Origin of the sequence: Agrobacterium sp. CCNWLW155, from assembly GCF_036888815.1 — a bacterium.
In the GTDB taxonomy this organism is placed as follows: domain Bacteria; phylum Pseudomonadota; class Alphaproteobacteria; order Rhizobiales; family Rhizobiaceae; genus Agrobacterium; species Agrobacterium radiobacter.
Genome location: NZ_JBAKFW010000069.1, coordinates 1 through 509, shown reverse-complemented (window position 1 = coordinate 509; position 509 = coordinate 1). Strand labels below are relative to the sequence as shown.

Genomic DNA, 509 nt, shown 5'->3' with positions numbered 1-509 from the left:
GCAAAGCCATCTCGCGAGGGCGCTCCGCGAACTCGGCCGTATCGAAAGGTCGCTCTTCATGATCGAATGGTACTCAAGCCCGGCATTGCGGCGGAGATGCCAAGCCGGTCTGAACAAGGGAGAGGCCGCCCATAAGCTGAAACGCGTTGTGTTCTTCCACGAGCGAGGCGAGATCCGTGACCGGTCGTTCGAAAGCCAGGCGTTCCGCGCCTCGGGGCTCAATCTCGTCGTCAGTGCGATCGTGCACTGGAATACGGTTTATCTTGATCGCGCGGTCACACAGCTGAAACGAGCGGGGCGAGACATTCCTGATACTCTATTGAAACACATCTCGCCGCTCAGTTGGGAACATATCAACCTTACCGGCATCTACACATGGGATGCCGAACATCAGATGCCGAACGGATTTCGATCGCTCCGCCTTCCGGCTAGGCTAAGGAACGCCGCGTAAGTTCTCATTCCGTTCGTCCTTAGCGTACGATTTCGGACTGCTCTTGTTCTGACCCCAA

Annotated in this window: 1 protein-coding gene; it reads left to right on the top strand. The window is 56.8% G+C overall.

Annotation, left to right across the window (positions count from 1 at the left end):
* Positions 1 to 451, top strand: a 451-nt coding sequence (locus V6S97_RS29150; RefSeq protein ID WP_334428458.1) for a Tn3 family transposase, incomplete at its 5' end; no start/stop codon positions are given.
* Positions 452 to 509: the final 58 nt, after the last annotated feature.